This window comes from Mesoplasma melaleucae (genome assembly GCF_002804105.1).
GTDB lineage: Bacteria > Bacillota_I > Bacilli_A > Mycoplasmatales > Mycoplasmataceae > Mesoplasma > Mesoplasma melaleucae.
On sequence record NZ_CP024964.1, the window covers coordinates 770,623 to 793,042 of the forward strand.

Genomic DNA, 22,420 nt, shown 5'->3' on the forward strand with positions numbered 1-22,420 from the left:
AAATCTCTTTTTAATAAATTATTTTTTTAATAATCAGTTTGTGATTTGTAATGCTAAAGGTTTTTTACCCATTAAACATCATACGATAATAAATATGATACCTACAAATGAGATACATAATAATACATAGATTAATCCGTAAAGTAACGCAGCACCTTTACCATCAGCTTGAGGAGTTTTGAAAATCATTTGTCCTACTAGAGGTAAACCTAAAATTCATAATACTAATGGTAAAATTCCAACAGTAAACCCATTTAAGAAACCGTTAATGATAGTTGATAATGCTCTTTTAATAATGTTCATTTTATTATTTCCTTTCTCTATTTCAAATAAAATTATACAACATTAGATTGAAAATATAAATTTAAGGGTACTTAGAACTTACCTTGAGCTAAACTTGCATTTCCTCCACCTTTTGGTAATATAGGTAATACTTTAAAAATTTCTATTGCTGAATATTTTGCTTGTAAATTTTCACTAACACCAACAACAACAAAGTTTCCTTCTGCATTCTCTGAAGTTAATGTAATAATCACTTCATCAAATTTATTTTTATAATCATCAACTAAAGTTTTCATATCTTTAATATTTAAACCATCTACTTTTTCTTCAATCACTAAAACACCTTCAGCATTTGGTTTTGGTTCAAATGATTTAAATTTTTCTAGTTTTTGAGTAGTTAATAATTCTTCAACTTTTCTTTCATGATTTTTCATTGATGCTGTTAAATTATCTAAAATTGCTTTTAATTCTAAAATTGTAGCTTTTGAAATATCTTTATTATTTGATTGTTTAATCAACTCTTCAATTTTTTCATCACTTGCAAAAGTTTTTGTACTTTCATATTTATGATTAATATCTTTAATTTGTTTTAAAAGCTTGTTAATTTCTGTATTTAAATATTCATTAATTGCTTGTTTTGAAGTTACACATTTAATTCTATAAACTCCACTACCTTTTGATTCTAAACCAGTAATCGTAAAATCTTCAATATCAATTGTGTTATCAACGTGTGTTCCCCCACAAAGTTCACTTGAGAAATCACTAAACTTAACAACTCTTACAATATCATCATATTTTTCTGTAAAGAACGCTAATGCATGATATTTGTTAATTGCATCTTGCATTGAACAAAAGTGCACTTCTCTTGCAATTTTTTCATTAATTTTTTTAACAACTAATTCTTCAGCTTCTAATAACTCTTCAGGTTTAATTGATTCATTATATGTAAAGTCCATACGTAATCCAAATTCATCATTATATGATCCTGATTGCATTACTGTTTCACCTAATACTACTCTTAGTGCAGAGTGAATCAAGTGAGTTCCTGAGTGATTTTTCATTGTATATGTTCTTTTGTGTTCATTAACAAAAGCATCTACTGTATCACCAATTTTAATTGACCCATCTAATTGAATCTTATGAATATGTTGATGATTTGGTCCTTGTTGTGTATCAATTACATCAGCTCTCATTGCATTATTTACTAAATAACCAGTATCCGCGGCTTGTCCACCTTTTTCAGCGTAGAATGGAGTTTTATCTAAGATTACATAAACTTCAGTATCTGCAGCTTCAGTTAAAATTTCTTCATCAGTAAAAATGTAAACAATTTTAGCTTGTTCATGTTGTGTTTTTTCTCAACCAGTAAATTCTGATTCAACATTAATTTTTGTAAAAATTTCATTTTGTTTATCTCAAGCTTTTAAATCTTTTCTTGCATTACGCGCTTGTTCTTTAGCCTGTTCAAATAATTTATTAAATTCTTCAATATCAACTTTAACATTTCTATCTTCAGCGATTTCAATTGTTTGTTCAATTGGAAATCCGTATGATTCAAATAATAATAACGCATTTTTACCTGTAACTTTTTTATCAGTTTGAATCATCTTATTTAATGCTTCATATCCTTTTGATAAAGTTTTTAAGAATTTTACTTCTTCATTTAGAATTGTTATTTCAATTAAGTTTTGTTTTTCAATTAAATATGGATAAAAGTCTTTCATTGCATCAATAACTTTAATTACTAATGTACTTAAGAATGGACCATTAATTCCTAATTCCATCCCTTTCATTAACGCACGACGAATTAAACGACGAATAATATATCCTCTATCTTTATTACCAGGGAATACACCATCAGCAATGGCAAAACTTGTTGCTCTTATATGATCTGCAATTACTTTAAATGCAGTATTAATTTTTGTTTGAGTTTTATCTTCATTAAAATAATTACCCATTGAGTATTTATATTTTGAATCACATATTTTTTCAATTTGTTCAATAGTTGGTCAAAATATATCAGTTTCAAAGTTAGTTGGTGTATCTTGAAAAATTGATGCAATTCTTTCTAAACCAGCACCAGTATCTATATTTTTTCTTGGTAATTCTGAATAGTTATCAAATCCATCATTGTTAAATTGTGAAAATACAATGTTTCAAATTTCAATATAACGATCATTTTCAATATCTTCAGCTAATAATCTTGGTCCATTATTTTCTTTATCTCATTTTTCACCACGGTCAAAAAAGATTTCAGTATTTGGTCCACATGGTCCTTGTCCTACATCTCAAAAGTTTGTGTCTCTTAATAATCTAAAAATATGATCTGGTTTAATTCCAATATCATTTATTCAATATTCATATGCATCAACGTCTTTATCAAAAACAGTTATGTAAAGTTTTTCAGATGGAATTGCAAATCATTTATCACTTGTAAGTAATTCTCATGCAAATGCAATTGCTTCTTTTTTAAAATAGTCTCCAATTGAAAAGTTTCCTAACATTTCAAACATTGTATGGTGTCTTGCAGTTACTCCAACGTTTTCAATGTCATTTGTTCTAATTGCTTTTTGTGAATTGGTTAATCTTGGTGATGGAGGTCTTTTTCTTCCATCAAAATATGGTTTAAGTGTAGCAACTCCTGAATTAATTCATAATAGTGATGGATCATCAACAGGAATTAAGCTAACAGTTTCTAAAAAATGGTGATCTTTTTTTTCAAAAAAATCTAGTCACATTTTTCTAATTTCATTTGTGGTTAATTTTTTCATTTTGAATATCAGTCCTTTAGTTTTAATTATAACCTTTAAGAAAATTAAAGAGAAAAGATTTTTGCTTAATTTTTGATAAAATATATATATGACTACTTATTCTGGAAGGGAAAGTAAAAATATGCAATTAAAAGACAAAAATCAAAAAAGATTAATATTAATAGATTTAGATGGAACAACTCTTAAAGATGATCATTTATCAATCAATCCAATTACCAAAAATGCATTACAAGATGCAGTTAAAGATGGGCATATTGTATGTATTTGTACAGGGCGCTCTTTAAAAGACACATTACATATTTATAATGAATTAGAATTAGACACATTACTTGTAACATTGGATGGTGGTCACATTTCTGATCCTGTTCATAAAAATTTCAAAAGACTTGTTTTACCAATCAGTAAAGAAGTTATGAATGGTATTTTATCTCACAAAATTCTGAAAAATAGAATAGAAAACATCATTGTTGAATACTACCAATCAAATATGATTCAAAATGGAGCTGATAATTTCTTTGTTGTTGACGCTAATGCTGAAAAACCAGCAGAAGGAAACATTTTAACTGATTGAAATGGTCCATGTAGCAATATTGTAGTTAAGTTAAACACAAACTTAGACTTTTATAATGTTGTTGATACATTAAATGAAGAATTTGGTAATGCTGTTTCTGTAAAGTCAAATCTTATTTATGGAGTTGAAAACATCGGAGAAAAACCAATCATCATTATTACAAATAAATTTGTAAATAAAGGATTTGCTGCTGAAATGGTTGCTCAATACTATAACAAAAACATTAAAGACGTAATTGCTTTTGGTGATCAAATGAATGATTTTGAAATGTTAAAAACAGTTGGTTATGGTGTTGCACTAACTAGTGGGAATCCAAAACTAAAAGAAGTTGCTTGAAAAATCACTGATCTATCAAATGAAGATGGTGGTCTTGGTGATACATTAAATAAAATATTAAAATAATCTATTTTTAATTCTGATGTAGTTATATTTTAAACAAGAATTACATAAGTTCCATATGATGTATGGATAAATGCATTTGAAAATGAATTTTCCGCATTAATGAATTGTTCTCCTAAAATTTGTATGTAGTAATGTCCATTTTCATAATATCATGTCTGACCAATAGCAAATTACATTTCAATTCTTGCTAAAAAGTCATTATCTTTTTGATGATAATAAACTGTAACATTATCTTTAAAGTCTTGGTTATAATCAGTGATTTTAATATTATTTGAAACATCAAATTTCAATTGGAATGCCGTTTGGTTAAACACATAAACGTATGTATCATTCCTCATGTTACAAAACTATCTGATAATGGCATTCTATATGATGCTTCTGTTAATTTTCTAGTTCCAACATCAAGAGTTAGAATTTTTCCACTAAATATTGGGCTATTTGTTCCTGGTTCAGCTGCTTGAGACATTGTCATTTAAGTGACCTCTGAGTGATCATTGTTTTAATAGAATTTTTTGAGTGCATAACACTTCCCACGTAAAGGGTGAGTAGAACATGATGCAATAGAAATCTGAAATTCTAGAAATAACAACGCTTATACAAGTTTTAAATAAATCAGGAATTAAACTTATTCAATTTGAAAGATTGGGGATAACTAATCAAAAAGAAACTGTTGTTGTTTGAAATAAAGAATCTGGTTTACCAATTTATAATGCAATTGTCTAACAAGATTAAAGAACTGCAGATTATTGTGAAAAAATTAGTCGAAAAGATTTGAACTTAATTAGAGATAAAACTCGTTTAATAATGAATCCCTACTCTACTTTACAGGATCAAAGGTTAAATGAATCTTAAATAATGTAAAAGGTGTAAGAGATTTAGCCAAGCAAAACAAATTAATGTTTGGAATAATTAATACATGGTTAATCTATCGTTTAACTGGTGGGAAATCTTTGTCACAGATCACACAAATGTACAAAGAACTTTTTTCTACAATATTCATACAAGTGATTGAGATGATGAATTACTTAAATTATTTTATGTTCCAAGAAACATGTTACCTTCAATAAAATCTTGTTCTGAAGTTTATGGTAAAACTTTTAAAGGGTTACTTTCAAAAAATGATGAAACACAATTTAAAATCTGCTCATCAATTGGAGATCAGCAATCTGCTTTATTTGAACAATTGTGTTTAAATCCAGGTTAAACAAAAATTACTTATGTTACTGGTTGTTTTATTCTAATGAATACTGGAACTAAAAAAATATGTCTACACATGTATTATTAACAATAATTGGAGTCAGCATTGTAGATAAGATAACATATGCATTAGAAGATTCTGTAATGGTTGCTGGAGCTGCTTTTAAATGATTAACAGATAATCTAAGAATTGTTTACAATGCAATTGAGACTGAGTGATATGCTGGTCAAGCAAATGATGATCAAAGAGTTTATGTTGTTCCTTATTTCACAGGGTTAGGTTCACCTTATTGAGATTCATATTCATGTGGTGCAATTTTTGGATTAGATAGAGGTACAAAAAGAGTACATATTGTTAGAGCAACTTTAGAAGCGATTGCATATCAAGCAAATGATGTTGTAAGTGCTATGCAAAAAGATATTAAAGCTGCATTATCAGAAATCAAAGTTGATGGTGGTGCAAGTAATAATAAATTTATGATACAGTTCAAAACTGATATTAGTAGATCAAAAGTAATTAAACCTACAAACTTTGAAACTACAGCAATGGTAGCAGCTTATTTAGGTGGACTAGCAATTGAATATTGAAAAACAGTTGAAGAAATTAAGGGAAATTACAAAGTTATTTTGAATTAAGAAGTCAAATTAGTAAAGAAGATGCAGACAAACTAATAAGAGGATGAAATAGTGCTGTTCAAAGAACATTTGGATGAGTAAAATAAATTGAATAAAAAAAATAAGCTTGATTTAAGTTTATTTTTCTTTTTTATGCAGTTGTGATTGGTTGTTGAACGGGGGTTATTTTTTTATCTTTTGCATTTACAAAAAAAACTGTTGCAACAATAAATAAATACACAAGATATTAATCCAACAAATAATAATGTACAAATTGCTAAAACCATGTGTGCTTGTTCTTCTTTAGTACCAACTTGTTTATAAGCTTTACGCGCCATTAATGTTATTGGTAATATTCAAGCAAGTGAAATTAAACAGAATACTAACACTAGTACTCTAACTAATGCTGCATTTTTAGTTTCTTTTGCTGCTACTATCGCAACTGATCGATAAATTAATGCAAATAGTGCTAAAAATGACATCCCTATTATATTTAAAATAATACCAATTATATATAATGTTTTTTGTTTCCATATTTTCATCCTTTCCTAAAATAAGTCAATGATAACAAAAAAAATACCAAAAAGGTAATTTTCTATTTTTCAATTAATAAAGATTATTGAACTGAGATAACAGTTCCGGCACCAATAGTTCTTCCACCTTCACGGATTGAGAATTTTGTTCCATCTTCAACAGCAATTGGTTTAATTAATTCAATTGTCATTTCAACGTTATCTCCAGGCATAACCATGTCTGTACCAGCTGGTAAAGTTACTTCTCCAGTAACATCAGTTGTACGGAAGTAGAATTGAGGACGGTATTTGTTAAAGAATGGTTTATGACGTCCACCTTCTTCAGTAGTTAATGCATAAACTGAAGCTTGTAATTTAGTATGAGGTTTAATAGTTCCAGGTTTAGCTAAAACTTGTCCACGTTCAATACCATCTCTGTCAACACCACGTAATAATGCTCCTACGTTGTCTCCAGCTTCAGCAAAGTCTAATAATTTTCTGAACATTTCTAATCCAGTAACAACACATTTGTGTGCTGCTTCAACTAATCCAACGATTTCAACTTCTTCGTTAACTTTAATTGTTCCACGTTCAACACGTCCTGTAGCAACAGTTCCACGTCCTGTAATTGTGAAAACATCTTCAACAGGCATTAAGAATGTTTTATCTGAATCACGAGTTGGAGTTGGAATGTATTCATCAACTGCGTTCATTAATTCTTCAATAGCTGAAACTCATTTTGCGTCTCCGTTTAATGCTCCTAAAGCTGATCCACGAATAACTGGTGCTCCGTCTCCATCGAAGTCGTAAGTAGATAATAAATCTCTAACTTCCATTTCAACTAAGTCGATCATTTCTTCGTCATCAACCATGTCACATTTGTTTAAGAAAACAACAATTTTTGGAACTCCAACTTGTCTTGATAATAAGATGTGTTCACGTGTCTGAGGCATTGGTCCATCAGTTGCAGCAACAACTAAGATAGCTCCATCCATTTGAGCAGCACCAGTAATCATGTTTTTAACATAATCGGCGTGTCCTGGACAGTCTACGTGTGCGTAGTGTCTTTTATCTGTTTTATATTCAACGTGTGAAGTATTAATTGTAATTCCACGTTCTCTTTCTTCTGGAGCGTTATCGATATTTGCGTAATCTTTAAATTCTGCTCCACCTTTATCTGCTAAAACTTTAGTAATAGCAGCAGTTAATGTAGTTTTACCGTGGTCAACGTGTCCAATAGTACCAATGTTAACGTGAGGTAAACTACGATCAAAAGCTTCTTTTGCCATTTTTGTATTTCTCCTTTATATAAATATAGCGATATTAGATTTACTTTCTAGTATCTTTACCGCCCCCGTAGGGGCGTTTTATTCTTTTAATTAAGAATATTTTAACTTTTTAGTTAGATAAGTTCAATTATAATGTAATTACTTACCTGATTTTTTGATAATTTCTTCTGCAATAGATCTAGGTGCTTCAGCATAATGACTGAAAATCATTGTATAGTTTCCACGTCCTTGTGTGAACGATCTTAATTCTGTTGCATATCCAAACATTTCTGTTAGAGGAACTTTTGATTTAATTGTTTGTGCGTTTCCTCTTTGTTCTGATCCTTCAATTAATCCACGTTTTGATGAAATGTTACCCATTACATCTCCATAGTATTCATCTGGAACAGTTACTTCAACGTTCATGATTGGTTCTAAAATAACTGGGTTCATTTTTTTACATGCTTCTTTTAAAGCAAATGATGCTGCAATTTTATAAGCCATTTCGTTTGAGTCAACGTCGTGCATTGATCCATCAACAATTGTTGCTTTAACATCGATCATTGGGTATCCAGCAACTACTCCGTTTTGTAATGCGTTTTCTAATCCAACACGTGAAGCGTTGATGTATTCTTTAGAAACACGTCCTCCAGTAATTTTGTCAACTCATTCAAATCCTTTGTCTGCGTTAGGTTCGAATTCAATAACAACGTGACCATATGATCCACGCCCTCCTGATTGTTTAACATATTTACCTTCAGCTTTTGCAGGTAATTTAATTGTTTCACGGTATGACACTTGAGGTGCTCCAACGTTTGTTTCAACTTTGAATTCACGTTTCATACGGTCAACAATAATATCTAAGTGTAATTCACCCATACCAGCAATAATTGTTTGTCCAGTTTCTTCATCAGTATATGTTCTGAAAGTTGGATCTTCTTCTGCTAATTTTGATAATGCTAATCCCATTTTTTCTTGGTCAGCTTTTGTTTTTGGTTCTAAAGCTAATTGAATAACTGGTTCTGGAAAAACCATTGATTCTAAAATGATTTCATGTTTTTCATCTACTAAAGTATCACCTGTTGTTGTATTTTTTAATCCAACAGCAGCTGCGATATCTCCAGCATAAACTTCTTCGATTTCGTTACGGTTGTTTGCGTGCATTTGTAAAATACGTCCTACACGTTCTTTTTCACCTTTTGTTGAGTTTAATACATAACTTCCTTTTGTAAGGATACCTGAGTAAACTCTAAAGAAAGTTAATTTACCAACAAATGGGTCACTCATAACTTTGAAAGCTAAAGCTGAGAATGGTTCTTTATCATCTGCATGTCTTTCTGCTTCTTCACCGTTTGGTAAAATCCCTTTAATTGAAGGAACATCTAATGGTGATGGTAAGTAATCAACAACTGCATCTAATAATAATTTAACACCTTTGTTTTTGAAAGCTGATCCAGCTAATACTGGAAAGAATTCTGCACCAATAACCCCTTTACGGATTGCTTGTTTTAATTCAGAAATAGTGATTTCTTCACCATCTAAGAATTTCATCATTAATTTTTCATCATATTCAATAGCAGCTTCAATTAATTCACTTCTTAAAGTTTCTGCTTGATCTTTTAAATCTGCAGGAATTTCAATTTCTTTAGCAATTTCTTCAGCTTTTCCATCAAATTCGTAGGCTTTCATTTCAACTAAATCAATTAGTCCTGTGAAGTTATCTTCAGCACCGATTGGTAATTGAATTGGAGCAGCTTTTGCTCCTAAACGGTCCCCGATTGATTTAACTGAGTACACAAAGTCTGCACCAGTTTTATCCATTTTGTTAACAAAAACAATACGAGGAACTCTATATGTAGTTGCTTGTCTTCAAACAGTTTCAGTTTGAGGTTCAACTCCTGATTGTCCATCAAGAACTGCAACAGCACCATCAAGTACACGTAATGAACGTTCAACTTCAACAGTGAAGTCCACGTGACCTGGAGTATCGATTATGTTAAAACGGTTATTTTTTCAGAATGCAGTAGTTGCAGCTGAAGTAATTGTAATACCACGTTCTTGTTCTTGTGCCATTCAGTCCATTTGTGAAGCTCCTTCATGAGTTTCACCAATTTTATGAATTTTACCTGTATGGAATAAAATACGTTCAGTTGTTGTAGTTTTACCTGCATCAATGTGAGCCATAATTCCAAGGTTACGAGTATTTTCTAAACTAAATTCTCTTGGCATAAATTTGCCTCCTATCTAAAATAAATAATTGTTGATCTTATCAACGGTAATGTGCGAATGCTTTATTTGCTTCTGCCATTTTGTGTGTATCTTCACGTTTTTTAACTGATCCACCCATGTTGTTTGATGCATCAATAATTTCATTTGCTAACTTAACAGTCATAACTTTTTCATTTCTTAATCTTGCATAGTTAATTAATCAACGTAAAGCTAAAGTAATTTGTCTTTCATCAGAAATTTCAACAGGAACTTGGTAGTTTGCTCCCCCAATACGACGAACTTTTAATTCTAAGTGTGGTTTTATGTTTTCTATTGCTTTGTTAAATACTTCAATTGGTTCTTCACCAGTTTTTTCTTTGATAATGTCAAATGCATCATAAATAATTGTTTGAGCTGTTCCTCTCTTACCATCTAACATAATTTTGTTGATTGCACGAGTAACTAATTTTGAGTTATAAATTGGATCTGCTAAAACATCTCTTTTTTCTGCTCTATTCTTACGCATAGTTTTGACTCCTTCCTTGTTATATATTTTTGTGATACTTATTTGTGGTTCATTTCACGGTTTTTCTAAAAATATTTAATGAACTATTTTTTAGGTCTTTTTGCCCCGTATAATGAACGAGATTGTTTACGATTGTTAACTGCTTGAGTATCTAATGTTCCACGAATAATATGGTAACGTACCCCTGGTAAGTCTTTTACACGACCCCCACGAATTAAAACAACTGAGTGTTCTTGTAAGTTGTGTCCTTCTCCTGGGATGTATGCATTAACTTCCATTCCGTTTGTTAATCTAACACGAGCGTATTTACGTAACGCAGAGTTGGGTTTTTTAGGTGTCATTGTAGCAACACGAGTACATACTCCTCTTTTTTGAGGTGCTGATGCTTTAGTTACTTTCTTTTTCAATGAGTTTACCCCTCTATTTAAAGCAGGAGCTTTTGTTTTTCAAGTTTTAGCTTTACGGTTTGTTTTAACTAATTGATTGATTGTTGGCATTGTATTTCCTCCTTTCACAATTCCGTGTGTATTGAACTCACATAAATAAATTATACATGTTATTGATAAAAAGTTCAAACTAATATCAACGAGTGTATAAATTTTAAATGATTTTTAATATTTCGATTAATGATTCAATAATTACTTTTTGTTTATTCAAATAATTTACAAGTTCTTTTACTTCTTTAAATGTAACTGCATAACGCAATAAATCTAATAATAAAGTTTGTTTTTCTACATTACTTAATGATGAAATATCTAGTTCGTTTGCTTGTTTTAAAAAACTTGTAAACTCATTTTCAGTAGTTAAAATATAATCTTTATTCTCACGATAAATTACAATAAATAACTTCTGAATATTTTCAACAATTTCTTGAGTTAATTGATTTTGATTTTTGTAATAAACTGAAAGTATTTTTTTAAAAAATGTATTTTCTAATAATAGCTTATCTAAAGTATTTGATAAAGCTATTAAATTATAATTTTGACATTTATTGATTAATAAAATAAGTTGATCTAACTGAGCAATATTTTCAATTCTTAGATTATTTAAACAAAAATGACTAACTTCTTGATTAAAAGCATATGAATCTAAAGTTTTAAATGCTTGAAAATTTTTGTTTATTTGAATATACATTAATTTTTCTAAATTCATATTTCTCCTTATAATAACGGTGCCATCACGTTATAAGCTTTAACAACCATTCTTTTTGCTCATGGTAAATCTTTATTTGGTACAAACTTATACTCTAATGAATATTTCATGTCAGAAATCATTTTTTTAGAGATTTCATAATTTGTTTTTTGAGATTTAATTAATGCCATAGTTTGTTGATCAGAGAACAATGCTCGATAATCTAAATTAGAACTACCTGTAAATGATATTGCGTTATCAAAGACATAAGATTTTTCATGAATAAAGGTATTGTGCATAGAATAAATTTTTACGCCATGTTCAAACATTTTTTTAGTTCAATGTTTTGAAACTTCTAATAATAAAAACTTATCTGATTTTCCTGGTAACAGAATTCTAACATCAAGTCCTGTTGAAGCAGCGTTACATAATGCATTTATAATTTCTGGTGGTGGTATAAAGTATGGTGATTTAAGTCAAATTCTATTTTGCGCTGAGTGAATTAAATTCAATAGCAATTCTAAACATATAGGACTTTGGTGATTAGGTCCATCAGAAACAATTTGAATAAAATCACTTGATACAACTCTGTTTCCTGTTTCAACACCAACTGTAGGTTCAAGTTTTTCAATTTTTTTATGTTTTTTACCAATATAGAAGTTTCAGTCTTTTTTAAAGATTAATTCAATTTCTTGAACTGCTTCTCCAACAAGTCTTATTGCTGCATCATTTCATAAACCAAAGTCACAGCTTTTACTAATATATTCATCAGCAAGATTAATTCCACCAATATAGCCAATTTTTCCATCTATTGATATATCTTTTCTATGATCTCGATAATTTGCATTTCATTTAACGAAAGGAAAATAAATTGGTGAATAAGCTAATAAGTTTGCACCTTCAGAAATTAATCTTTTTTTATTTTTTCTAAATCTTCCATAACATCCTAAAAAGTCATAAATAATATAAACTCTTATGCCTTCTTCCATTTTTCTGATTAAAAGTTCTGTTAGCTTTTCTAAAAATTCACCATCAGCAATAATATAACAATTAATTAAAATATAATCTTTTGCATTATTAATATCATTTAATAAATTCATAAAATAAGTATTTGCTGATTCTAAATATTGAATATCTGTATTAGAATAAATACTTTCTCTTTGTTTTTCATAAGTCATCATAAATGATCTTTTAAATTCAGGGTTTTCTTTTTCAATTAATTTTAAATTAAATTGAGTTTTATTTTGTAATACACTTACTGTGTCTTTATTATAAAGATAATTTGCGTTTCTTTTATATTTATAAACTCTTACTAAAAAGGCATAAGCAACAATTCCGAAGAATGGAATAAGTGATATAAAAAGTGCTCATCTTATTCTTGTTTCAATTCTTCTTTTTTTATTACAAAGCACTATTATTGCTCAGACAATTGAAGCTAAGTGAGTTATTGAAATAAAAAAGATGAAAGGTAATGGGTTAGAAATAAAATTATTTAGTGAAAGGTTAATTGCTACATATAAAATTGCACCAATACTATAAATCGCTATTAAAGAGGCAGTTGCAATAAAGGGTTTTTTCATAACTAAGCACCATCCTTAAATTTAAATGTACGACTATATTTAGTAAGTGATTTATTAATTTTTATAATTAAACCATTAAAATGAAAAGGACTTATCTCTTTTGTTGTTTCATTTAAAGTGTCGTTTAACTTAAGTTTAAAAAAGAAGTTGTTAAATGTTTCATTCTTTTTTTCCATGTCTGATTCAAAATATGTAACAACATACATTGATAGTAAATATCCATATTTATAAAACAGTTCTTTATTGTTATCACTAATTGTAGAAAACAAATAACCAATTTCTGTAAAATAAAAGTTTTTTCTTTTATCTAGTATTTCATCGTTAAAAGATGAAAAATCTTTGATGTCGTTAAAAATAATTTTTTCATAATTAATCTTTTCAAAAATATTATCTTCACTATGTGGCATTAAACTTTCAATTAATTTAATAATTTTTAAGTATTCTATTTTACTTTCTTTTGTTTCTTTAATTTCTAAACTTCTTTGCATTACATTAGAGTATAAAGTGATATATATGATTTCTAAAATATAAGATTTTTTATTTTTGCCCTCTAAATCAAGCAAATTTAAAAATATTCTTAAAATGATATTTTCTCTTGCAAATTTAACTAATCTTTTAGCTTCTCGTTTAGTCAAACCATGATCATAAAGTCACTTATTGATCTGTTTAGTGCGAGCCTTTAAAAAATGCTTATTTGCTTTAATTTCTTTTGTAACTTTAAACATAAAAACCCTTTTCAAAATTTAATTTAATTATATGCTAAGTACTGATACCTTGTTTTTGGACATTCAAAATAACTTTGAAATTCAAAACAATAACTTAAATTTATATTATCATTTTTTAAACAAAATACGCACAAAATAACTTTTTCTTTTTTAAAAAAGAGTTATTGGTATATTCTGTTATAAAACCTTATATAATCTTGTATAAAAAATAATTTAAACTATTCAATTATTTTGTTTCTTTTTAACTTAATTTCACTATTTTTATTTTTGTTGTATCAAATACATCAATCTTGAACATCTAATATGCAATCTTCAATGCAATTATATTTTTTTCAATCCGAATGAATTGTTCCCTTTTTTAAAAGTGAGTGAAAGTTTTCTATTACACTATTATCAGTACATAAATAATTGGCTCCCATAGATTGTGATATCTCATTTTTTTGCAGAAGGCAGGAAATTCGTTCAATTCATAAACTAACGCATGATCAGAGTGAATTATAGTATTTTTGATTTTATATCCATAATATTTATCAATGTTATTTCTTGAAAATTTCAATAGAAATAAATTTGTTACATACAGCAAAAGTAAGACTATAGAAACAGTTGCTAAACAAAATGCAATCATATTTACATTTCATGCAAACCTCTTTCTAAAATTATTATATATGTCATTAATAGCATAAATTGTGCCTATAAATATACCGTTTATGATATAAAATGGTATTAATAGTCAACTAATAATATTTGGTTTTATAATGCACTTTTTATAAATTTTATTTATCGTTTTCAGATTTTGTATTTCATTTTTTAAGATATGAATTTTATATTTTTTGAAATCATTTTTCATATTTATTAAATTTATAATTTTCAATATTATCATTGGTGTGATGATAGTTATCAAAATAATTGATATTTTAAAGAATCCTTTAGATAAAAATATTTCTACAATATCTTTGTTTAAATTTTTATTTATATAAGATATAAAGTTTTTTCAACTATAATTATCTAAAAATTTATTTAATATCGATAACAATGAGATTAATAATATTATCATTAAGAAAAATATCGAAAAGACACAAGTCAATTTATATTTTATAAATTCTTTTTTAATTTGTTCTGATATAGCAACTGTTTTAATTCTTTTTTATTTTTTTTGTATTCAACTTTATCTAATTTTAAAATTTTAATTTATGCATTATTGATTAAATCTTACAATGTTTTTGCTAAATATTGATTATATGCAATGTTTATAATAAGAAAAACAATAACTAATATGAATAAAATTGCAACATTAGTTATTAAGATTTTGAATAAGCCTGCAACAGAAACAGCATCTCCTGAAGATTTTTTTGCAAGTCATATTATGTATATTATTGCAAAGGAAAGTTGAGCAATTCCAATGATTGCAGAAAAAAATGTTTGCAATAACAAAACCCGAAGTGGTAACCGCTGTTGAAAAATCATCTGTAGATACATTTGCCGCATCCTTTAAAGTTTCGATTTCTGGTTTGATCAACAATAAGTTAATGGATGTTATAATTGCATAACAAATTGCAACGACTAAAATTGAAGCAAAAACTGATATTCAGTTCTTCAGCAACCCAGAGGGTTCTGCTTTAGCGCCGAACATCTTTTTAGTAAAATATGATAATGCTGGAACTAATATCGCAACAAGCAAAATGACTGCAATAGTTTGATAAATAATATTTAATGATCATTGTGTTCACGTATTTACATTTTCTGCCAATTTTATAGTATTTTTAAAATCTAAATTATTCATACATTTTTTTCTATATTTGTACAAGATTATATAATTTTGACTAAGTTTACTTTTTAAAGAAGTAGAATTTTTAAATTTAATTTTTGTTTTTGCTGGAATAATTTAAATTTATTTTTTATAGGATTAAATCATTCATGTTCTAGTTTTTTAATTAATAAGAGATTCCAAATTCATTAATATTTACTTTTTTAACATCGTTTAATGCATTAATTATTTCATTAAAAATATTATCAACTATTTCTTTTACTCATTTTTTACTCAAATTATGTTCTTGCACAATTAATTCAATTAATTCTTTTTTATTCATATTTTTCTTCTTTCGAATTTTTTTGACTTGAAACCTACAATATCTTTTAGTTTTGCAGTATAAAGCCGACTTCTAGGAGGCTAATTCCCATGATTCTTTTATATTTTCTTCAAGTTCTAAAGTTTCTTTTGATAAAGACAAGGAAGTAATTATAGTTCTTGAAGAATTATTTTTTGAAATATCAATTTCATTGCCGAGATAATTAATTCTTTTGTTCATTATAAAATTTCTTTTTCTATCATTTCTTTTTCAATTAATCTTAAAATTTTATTTGTCCTTCCATTTTCTGCCATTCAAGGTTCACTTTCGTTTACAGATTTCGCAATTGTAAGTCAATCTAGGATAGTGATTTTGAAATTAATTTTGCCAAGCATTTCTTTTAAGTTGTTTTTTGATAATATAGATTCTTTGCCTTCGTGATTGCGATTAAACAAGATACCTTTAACGTTATTTTTCCTTTCAATTTTAGAACAAGTTCATTCTTAATCATTGAACGAATCAATTGTTAATGTTGCCGAATTTAAACTACCATCACTAATTAAAATAATTGAATCAACAATTTTATAAACGATTGTGTTTAAATTTGTCATAGCAGAATGCAAATTGTAAAAAATATAATCAAAATTGCTAAAATTTTTTCTTTCGACACTTTTAATTTTGGTTCCATTTTTTAAAGTTAATATTTTATTCTGGATTTTTATCAGTTGGAAGAATTCAAATATTTTTTACTTCTGTTTCAATAATTTTTGGATTTTTATTATTAAAAATATTGAAACTTTCTCATTTTTTATTTGTGGTAAATTTAACTGTTAGACTTCTTTGACGATTGAAGTCTATTAACAGAATTTTTTTGCCTTTTTTGCTAAATAAACGGCAAAATTTGCTGTTATAAGTGTTTTTCCAACCCCGCCTTTATTGTTATTAATCAGATTTTTTTTGTAGCTAGTCATATTTTTTTAACCCCTTTTTTTAACCCCTTTCTTTTAAAAATTTATATAAGTTCAAATAATGTTATATAACCTTGTATATTTTTTTCTCAAAACAATAAATCACAAAAGAGAAACAAAAAAGACAATCACTTTTGTGATTGTCTGAATTAACATATTTAAATAAAGCAGTAAAAAATTTAAGGATTCGTTAAATATGTAATTAGTTTGTTTTCTTAAAATAATTATAACATATTTAATTTATTTTTTCTTTTATGATTTTCTAAAGAGCAAGTTGTTTATTTGGTGGAAAGCCTAAGATTTACAATTTCCAGTAGAAATTTACTGGAAAAATTGCATGTGAACATCTTTTATTACATTTATTTTATCATTTTTAGCAAAAAAGCAACAAAAAAATATAGAAATCCTTAAATTTCCTTTTTTACCATTTATGTCTATTTTTTAGTTTTATTTGTACATTTTATATTGTTTAAAAATATCAATGTATCTAGAAAATTTGCTATTTATAGACGCTATATGACCATTTCTTGCAGCATTTCTAAAATCTTTGTTTCTTAGCATTCTTCATTGATGATGTTTATTTTCAAAGGCATTTAGTTCAATTTTTATGTTTTTTTCATGTTTTCATATTTCAAATGCATTTAAACAATTTATTCTACCTGCCCTTAACGCGATCAAGTTCTTAAATGTTTTTACTGCATAAGATTTTCCATTACTTATTGATTTAATAAAATGATAAACGTTAGACTCAGTGTAACATCCATTGTATCAGTCTTCTTGATAAGCAAATATACCATCTAAATTATTTTTAATATATCGAATAGCTTCTTTTAATAAAACTTTTTTATTATCGTTTGCGCTGTGGGTTAAAATTTTTAATTTATCTATAGCTACAAATGGATAGGTTTTTATATCTTCCATTATTAGGTTACATAATTGATTTAGTCCAGCTGGATTATTTCATTTAGTAAAAGGAAGACCTCTTCTTATTTTTGCTTTTAAGTGAAAAAAGTCTAAAACTATTTTAGCGTTTAATTCATCTGCAACTTTTTTTATGTAGTCATGCTTATCACCACAAACTATAATCTGTCTTTCCTTGTCATCATAGAATTCTTTAATTTTTTCTTTAACAAGTTCTGCAAACTTTGCTGATGAAGGTAATCTAGTTTTTTGTTTATCAATTTGGTAAATAATTCTTTTATGAACTAACTTAGAATTGCGATCATTTTTTTTATCTGAAACTCCTAAATAAAGAACAGCTAATCTAACTCTATGTTTTTTTGCTTTCATTTTTGCTTCTTCTTTATCAAATTCCTTTAGTTTTAAGAATGCATCATCTGTAGAAACATAAACATAATCATATTTATCTGCATCACTTGATATTTCATAATCTAAATCAGATGAAATTTCACTTAAATTTTCAATATCCATTTTCTTAATAATTCTTGATATTGTTGATTTATCAATTCTCGCTTTAGGATAACAATTTATTATATCTTTGTATTTAATTCCGTCTGAAACTTGGTTAAGAATTTTATCAATGTATTCATAACTGATTCTTTGATATTTTTCTAATTGAATATAATCATCCACTAAATGTTTAGTGTTTCATTTTTTTTCAATTGAATTTCATATTTTATATTTTGTTCTTTTCAAAGTCATAACACCTTCGCTAAATATAATAGTTCTTTTTGAGTAACCATTAACATAATAGCCTTCTGCTTTACGCCAATCACTATTTTTAATTTCTAAATCTAATTCTTGGATTTTCTCAAGCATATTTTCAATTAATAAATTTAAATGTAAGTCTTTTAACTCATCAAAAACTTCGATTTGATTTATTACTTTCATAGTTGTCCTCCTACTGCTACCATTTTACAAAAAAAGAACCCTAAAAGGTTCTATTACACAAAAAGATTATATCTAAAGTAACTTATTGCATGTTCAGCTGCATTTATAGCATCTAACTTATTTCGTTTTGGTCGTTCATCTCTTATCTTTTTATCTGGGTGAAGTGTACATCTAAATAATTCATCATACAAGTAACCATGTTTTTTAACTAGAACATCAACACCTTGTATTTTTTTTATTACTTTTAACTCGTTTGCAAAGAATAATTTCTTTTCATTTAATAGTCTCTTTCACATATAGTGTCTTGATTCTATCTTTCATCCTTTAGAACCTGATGAAATAAAGCAAGTGAAATTTCTTTCTAGCATTTCTCTGTTCATTTGATGATTTCTTTCAAGAATACCAATTAAGAAATCTTTAACAGTTCTAGAATCAGCTCCAATTTTAAATCTTATATGATCTTCAAATTTTGCTCTAGCTGATCCAAATTCATAGCTTCTAGTTTTATCATTAATAAAATTAGCTATAGATTCAACTTTATCTTCCATGTTTTTAAATTTCTTTGTTGATATAGAAAGTTCATTTAAAATATAAACTCCCTTAACAATACCTGTTATAGCATCAAGTTCAAATCCAATTAACATTGTTACTGCGTCATCTCCACTTTCACCACCATCAGCATAATCTGAACCAATTCTAATTTGGTCAAATCAAAATTTCTTTGTTTCATCTCAATAAAAATCTTCCTTGTTAAAGAATTGAGCATTTTCAAGCAAATCTTTTCTATATGCATATTTATCAATTTGCATCTGATTTTCATCCCCTTTAAATAAAGTGTTATACGTTTCTGGTCAACGTTCTTTAATACCTTCACCTAGTTCTAAAACTTTAGGATTTAAATTTGCTTTGTTAATTGCTGTAGTTCCACGTATAACAGTGGCACCCATGTTTAAGAATGTAGGGTCTTCTCTATAACTAACTGCATTTTTATCTAGTTCTTCTTTTACTTCGTCTGTTAAAGGTGCTATTTCGTCCATAAACATTTGATAAATCGGGTGACTAGTATCATGATTATTAAATCCAAAAAGAATATAGTGCTTTTTATACATTTGTCATGTTTTATTTTTATTAAATGGTAAAGGTTTTATTCCTTTTAATTCAGGTAAAGGTTCTAAGCATGTAGTTAAGTTTTGACCACGCACCACTTGAGTCATAAGATTTACAAGCTTGTAAACATAGTCTGCTTCATCGATTATTTCTTCATTTAAAGGAATAACTTCATCAATAGCAAACATTCCTATTTCCCCAGTAGCTGCTGGAACACCTTCTCATTTACTAGTATTATCAAAACCTATAACATTTATTTCTCTGCCATTTTCAAAGACTCATGCGCATTTTGATTCTGAGTTAAATTCTTTAATTAGTGCAACTTTATTTTGTCCAATAAAATCAATAACAGTAACTTCATATTCTTCTTTAAGTAAATTCATTACTTTTTTCATTGTCTTATAATAGCTTTCTTTTGCTGATGCATAAATATATTTTGCTAACTGGGCATTATAATCTTTAAAATTACAAACTAGATATAAAGCAAGCAAGCAAATTAAAAAAGTCTTACCAAATCCTTTAGCACCTGACATTGCATAAAATAAACTTTTTGCACTGAATGGCTCTTTTAGTAAATCATTTCAAACTGCATCCAAAACATCAAATGTAAAGTTAAAATTATTTTCAGTTGGCTTTAGGTCTTTTCAATTAGTTATTTTATGTTCCATGTGTTTCTAGTTTGAGTAGATTAATACATAACAACATTTTTTAAAATTGCAATAAAAAAGAAGAATTAACCTTCTTTGTTTTGATTTTGTTGCATTTTTATCTTTTTATGTCCATAAAGATTTGTACACATTCAAGTAGAATCATTATCTACATTGCAATGTTTGCAATCTTTAAAAGATTTTGTTACTCCTACTTTTTTGCAAATACCACATTTAATATCTATAAAAAAAATGACCAGCCATTAATAAACCTCTCATAATTAACTCTTTCTATCTTTTTTTAAGAAATTAGAATAAACCATTTCTGTAACTTCTAGTTCACTTTCTTTCAAACTAAGGTAAAAGAAACCTATTATTATATAATAAATTAAAAAATTTGGGTGGCTCAAGCATTCATAAGGAGTAAGTTGAATTGTCGGTGCAAAGGCTAAGATTTACAATTTCCAGTTAAAATTTATTTTAATATTTAAAATACCTTCATTTTTCTGTAAACATATTTAAGAATTTCAATTAATTCTTTTGCTGCTTTAGCTTCTTCTTATTTTTTAATTCCTTTACAAGCACTTCTACTATTATTTCTTTAATAGATAAATCATCATATTTATCTTTAACTTATAAAAGTTGATTAAATTGTTAACAGATTTTTAAAAAAGTTTCTTTTCGAAGAAAAAGAAATTTATAGTTATCTCATTGAATACTAACTAAAACCTTAGTGAGTACTTATTAAATACTAATTAAAATTTTAAAAGTTAAATTTGCAGACAAATATTAAGTTTCATATTAAAACAAGCAACAAAAAAATAATTAGTTAAAACTAATGCTTATTTTTATGTGTTTAATGATTAATTATTTATTCTCTACTACGTTTTCAAATTATCATTCAATATCTATATTTTCTTCCATTATAAATTCATTTTTAACTTCTTTTGGAGGAGATTCCTTATCTTTTCCTTGTTTGTCTAGAAATGTTTTAGTAACAAGCTGGTATAATTCTAAATTTACTTTAGATACTTTAAGTTCTATTTCATTAAATTCTTTTTGCATTTTAATAATCTTTCTTATTTGTTGAGCAGCTTTGTCTTTAATTGTTTTAAGTCCATTTTTAATTGCTGATATTAATTTCCTTGTAAAGTGAGGACAAATATTCATTAATTCTACTAAATGATTAAATCCTATTGCTTTACATGCTAATTGCTTATATTGTACTTTTTCTCATATATATGAATATGATCATTGAGTAAAATCTTTTTTTGGTATTCAAATATAAAAGTAGTCCTTTTCATTATTTTTGTCAGTAACAAACTTTTTAGGCACGTTAAAACTTCTTAGAATATCGCTATCTTCTGAAGTCACAATAATTTTAAGGGTATCTTTAGTTGATCGTTCTTTGTCAACAGGTCTTCTAGCTATTGGCACATTTCAACCTTTAATAGCTGGTTTTTTAAATTGTACTTTTGCTATATTTTTCCCTACTTTTTATGTTATAAAATAAGCAGGTTTACCATTTTTTATCATACATGATTCATTCTACAATTTCTACATTTAAAATATTTTTTCATCTTGAGTTTTAACTACTTCAAAAAATATGTTGTTATATCCATAACATTTACAAATATTTTTTTCACTCTAATTTCAATTTCATCTCTTGAAGATATTGAAAGTGGTATTAATTTAATTCTTTGTTTTTGTTGTAAGAATATAACCGATTTTTTCATCACCACGAGTTACCTTTTTTTGTAATACACCATTTTTATAAATTAATTATTTTATTTTTATTTTTTCCTTCTTTAATAACTTCTAAAAAATTTTAGTAACCTTTCTAATTTATATTAATCTTTTAAATATGTAATAATTTAACAAAACAACAATCACTTATTTAGTTTTAACTGCTTTAAATTTCAAAATAACTTTTTGTCCGGTTTTAGTGTATCAGCGCTCTATTAAAATAAAAAAAAGACAATTAGGTCATATA

20 protein-coding genes and 1 pseudogene are annotated in these 22,420 nt (G+C 27.2%); 3 read left to right on the forward strand and 18 right to left on the reverse strand.

Translation table 4 applies throughout. The features are described from left to right. Positions 1-18: 18 nt before the first annotated feature. Together EMELA_RS04045 and alaS are read right to left on the reverse strand one after the other, a co-directional pair. Positions 19-303 carry a hypothetical protein gene (locus EMELA_RS04045; protein WP_028124558.1) on the reverse strand — a complete coding sequence of 95 codons (285 nt, stop codon included), beginning with the start codon at positions 301-303 and terminating at the stop codon, positions 19-21. Positions 304-374: 71 nt separating this feature from the next. Next, the gene (gene alaS, locus EMELA_RS04050; RefSeq protein ID WP_028124557.1) at positions 375-3,053 is read right to left on the reverse strand and encodes an alanine--tRNA ligase; all 2,679 of its coding nucleotides are present in this window, start codon (positions 3,051-3,053) and stop codon (positions 375-377) included. A gap of 121 nt (positions 3,054-3,174) precedes the next feature. On the opposite strand from alaS, the gene EMELA_RS04055 reads away from it, so the two are divergent. The 3 genes and pseudogenes from EMELA_RS04055 to glpK all read left to right on the forward strand — a co-directional run. Continuing rightward, positions 3,175-4,026 (forward strand): Cof-type HAD-IIB family hydrolase, encoded by an 852-nt coding sequence (locus tag EMELA_RS04055; RefSeq protein ID WP_028124556.1) that lies wholly within the window; start codon positions 3,175-3,177, stop codon positions 4,024-4,026. A gap of 302 nt (positions 4,027-4,328) precedes the next feature. Beyond that, positions 4,329-4,502, forward strand: a complete 174-nt coding sequence (locus tag EMELA_RS05025) for a hypothetical protein (protein WP_156932143.1) — start codon at positions 4,329-4,331, stop codon at positions 4,500-4,502. Between the two features lie 48 nt (positions 4,503-4,550). Then, positions 4,551-5,945: pseudogene (gene glpK, locus EMELA_RS05410) on the forward strand (glycerol kinase GlpK); the annotation flags it as partial. 84 nt (positions 5,946-6,029) lie between these two features. Here the strand turns inward: glpK and EMELA_RS04070 are convergent. The 16 genes from EMELA_RS04070 to EMELA_RS04595 all read right to left on the reverse strand — a co-directional run bounded on the left by EMELA_RS04070 (position 6,030) and on the right by EMELA_RS04595 (position 22,163). Then, entirely contained in the window at positions 6,030-6,380 is a 351-nt protein-coding gene (locus tag EMELA_RS04070) for a hypothetical protein (RefSeq protein WP_028124554.1), read from the reverse strand. 74 nt (positions 6,381-6,454) lie between these two features. Then, a complete protein-coding gene (gene tuf, locus EMELA_RS04075) occupies positions 6,455-7,639 on the reverse strand; it encodes an elongation factor Tu (protein ID WP_028124553.1) in 1,185 nt (394 codons plus the stop codon). 138 nt (positions 7,640-7,777) lie between these two features. After that, positions 7,778-9,847: an elongation factor G gene (gene fusA, locus EMELA_RS04080; RefSeq protein ID WP_028124552.1), complete on the reverse strand. Its 2,070-nt coding sequence runs from the start codon at positions 9,845-9,847 to the stop codon at positions 7,778-7,780. A 37-nt stretch (positions 9,848-9,884) separates the two neighbouring features. Further along, positions 9,885-10,352 carry a 30S ribosomal protein S7 gene (rpsG, locus tag EMELA_RS04085; protein ID WP_028124551.1) on the reverse strand — a complete coding sequence of 156 codons (468 nt, stop codon included), beginning with the start codon at positions 10,350-10,352 and terminating at the stop codon, positions 9,885-9,887. Between the two features lie 83 nt (positions 10,353-10,435). After that, a complete protein-coding gene (gene rpsL, locus EMELA_RS04090; protein ID WP_028124550.1) occupies positions 10,436-10,849 on the reverse strand; it encodes a 30S ribosomal protein S12 in 414 nt (137 codons plus the stop codon). 103 nt (positions 10,850-10,952) lie between these two features. Continuing rightward, positions 10,953-11,504: a hypothetical protein gene (locus tag EMELA_RS04095; protein ID WP_028124549.1), complete on the reverse strand. Its 552-nt coding sequence runs from the start codon at positions 11,502-11,504 to the stop codon at positions 10,953-10,955. A gap of 8 nt (positions 11,505-11,512) precedes the next feature. Beyond that, a complete protein-coding gene (gene cls / locus EMELA_RS04100) occupies positions 11,513-13,063 on the reverse strand; it encodes a cardiolipin synthase (protein WP_028124548.1) in 1,551 nt (516 codons plus the stop codon). 2 nt (positions 13,064-13,065) lie between these two features. After that, positions 13,066-13,788 carry a hypothetical protein gene (locus EMELA_RS04105; protein ID WP_028124547.1) on the reverse strand — a complete coding sequence of 241 codons (723 nt, stop codon included), beginning with the start codon at positions 13,786-13,788 and terminating at the stop codon, positions 13,066-13,068. 1,291 nt (positions 13,789-15,079) lie between these two features. Further along, the gene (locus EMELA_RS04585) at positions 15,080-15,568 is read right to left on the reverse strand and encodes a hypothetical protein (protein ID WP_156932142.1); all 489 of its coding nucleotides are present in this window, start codon (positions 15,566-15,568) and stop codon (positions 15,080-15,082) included. Between the two features lie 151 nt (positions 15,569-15,719). Beyond that, a complete protein-coding gene (locus EMELA_RS04590; protein WP_156932141.1) occupies positions 15,720-15,875 on the reverse strand; it encodes an HU family DNA-binding protein in 156 nt (51 codons plus the stop codon). 218 nt (positions 15,876-16,093) lie between these two features. Then, positions 16,094-16,309, reverse strand: coding sequence for a hypothetical protein (locus EMELA_RS04120; RefSeq protein ID WP_028124544.1), 216 nt, complete (start codon positions 16,307-16,309; stop codon positions 16,094-16,096). 402 nt (positions 16,310-16,711) lie between these two features. Further along, positions 16,712-16,825, reverse strand: coding sequence for a ParA family protein (locus EMELA_RS05415; RefSeq protein ID WP_084485315.1), 114 nt, complete (start codon positions 16,823-16,825; stop codon positions 16,712-16,714). 444 nt (positions 16,826-17,269) lie between these two features. Further along, positions 17,270-18,673: an Mbov_0401 family ICE element transposase-like protein gene (locus EMELA_RS04130; RefSeq protein ID WP_100608985.1), complete on the reverse strand. Its 1,404-nt coding sequence runs from the start codon at positions 18,671-18,673 to the stop codon at positions 17,270-17,272. 53 nt (positions 18,674-18,726) lie between these two features. Next, a complete protein-coding gene (locus EMELA_RS04135) occupies positions 18,727-20,448 on the reverse strand; it encodes a hypothetical protein (protein WP_100608986.1) in 1,722 nt (573 codons plus the stop codon). Between the two features lie 873 nt (positions 20,449-21,321). Beyond that, positions 21,322-21,864 carry a hypothetical protein gene (locus tag EMELA_RS04140; RefSeq protein WP_028123861.1) on the reverse strand — a complete coding sequence of 181 codons (543 nt, stop codon included), beginning with the start codon at positions 21,862-21,864 and terminating at the stop codon, positions 21,322-21,324. 155 nt (positions 21,865-22,019) lie between these two features. Continuing rightward, complete coding sequence (locus EMELA_RS04595; protein ID WP_156932095.1) at positions 22,020-22,163, reverse strand: hypothetical protein; 144 nt, start codon at positions 22,161-22,163, stop codon at positions 22,020-22,022. Between the last annotated feature and the right edge of the window lie 257 nt (positions 22,164-22,420).